Origin of the sequence: Bacillus sp. S/N-304-OC-R1 (assembly GCF_019749375.1) — a bacterium.
GTDB lineage: Bacteria > Bacillota > Bacilli > Bacillales > Cytobacillaceae > Cytobacillus.
This window is the reverse complement of the sequence record NZ_JACWFE010000031.1, coordinates 1-1,505: the sequence shown is the minus strand read 5'-3', so window position 1 is coordinate 1,505 and position 1,505 is coordinate 1. Positions and strand designations below refer to the sequence as shown.

The window sequence follows — 1,505 nt, the reverse complement described above, 5'->3', positions numbered from 1 at the left end:
TATTGCCGAAGAAGGAAGAGAAGAACCAAGATACTGGGGGATAATTTCTCATACTCCAGAAGCAGTGAAAAAATTAATGAAAAAGTTAGGTAGCCCAGAATCTCTGCGTGTATGCTATGAGGCTGGACCAACTGGATATCCACTGTATCGCCTATTCGTTACATTGGGGATTCACTGCTCAGTAATTGCCCCATCTTTGATTCCTAAAAGACCTGGAGAACGCGTTAAGACAGATCGCAGGGACTCTGTTCGTTTAGCTCAATTATATCGGGCTGGAGAATTAACTTCTATTTATGTCCCGACTCCTGAGGATGAGGCACTACGGGACCTTGTTAGATGTCGTGAAGATGCCAAAGAAGACGAACTAAGAGGAAAACACCGCTTAAGTAAATTTTTACTGCGAAACGATATCAAACCTCCTTCTGGAGTAAATAAATGGACAGTTAAGTATTTCAGGTGGCTGGACACGTTAAAATTTGAAAACTCTTCGTTACGAGTAACCTTTCAGGAGTACTATCATCAGCTAAAGGAATTAGCACAACGGATTCTAAGGTTAGAAGAAGAAATTAGAGTTTTAGCGAATGAAGGAGTTCACGCCAAAAAAATTCAAGCACTTCAATCATTAAGAGGAGTAGCTCTTATTACAGCGACAAGTATTGTAGCTGAAATTGGTTCTTTTAAACGTTTTACTACACCAAAGCAATTCATGTCCTATGTTGGTTTAATCCCAAGCGAGTATTCGAGTGGTGAAAAAAGGAAACAGGGCGAAATAACCAAAACAGGTAATCGACACGTACGACGCTTATTGGTGGAATCTGCCTGGAGTTATCGATATCAACCCGCAGTAAGAGGAGAACTACAAAGACGGCAAAATGGCCAATCGCCAACGATTCAGGCCATATCGTGGAAAGCACAGAACCGACTTCATAAAAAGTATTACCGTTTATTATCTAGAGGAAAAGAAAGTTGTAAAGCCATTACAGCAGTAGCGAGAGAATTAGCAGGTTTTATTTGGGCAGTGATGCAGGAAGTAGAAGATATCCCTCAAGCATAAGAGAATAGGATAAATATATAAATAGAACCATGAGAATAGGGCTCGAAGGCAAAGAGAAAAACCGGAAAGGAAAACCCACGTGCCTCCTCTGTGCTATATCTAACTAGATTAACGCACGTCCCGAGTATGTGGATTAGTCCTTTATACGGAAAGATAAAATGTGAAAACCCACGAATATCAGAGTGCTAACCGCAGTTGAGATTTTTGCCTTCGTGCCGTGTTCTTATCTCCTATTTCTAGAATAGAGAAGGAGGAAAGATCATACCCTTCTTTTAGCTTAAACAAGCGTCTCATCTCTTAGAATGCCCGTCAAGGAAAGCACTTGACCGCCATTCTAAGAGATGAGAAATGGTCTGTAAGCTAAAGAAGGTATGATCTTTCCTCCTTCTTTATTTTAGAAATAGGAGATAAGAACACGGCACGAAGGCAAAAATCTCAACTGCGGTTAGCA

General features: G+C 40.7%; 1 protein-coding gene. It reads left to right on the top strand.

Annotation, left to right across the window (positions count from 1 at the left end):
* Position 1: 1 nt before the first annotated feature.
* Positions 2-1,054, top strand: a complete 1,053-nt coding sequence (locus H0173_RS21950; protein WP_313770686.1) for an IS110 family RNA-guided transposase — start codon at positions 2-4, stop codon at positions 1,052-1,054.
* The last annotated feature ends 451 nt before the right edge of the window (positions 1,055-1,505 follow it).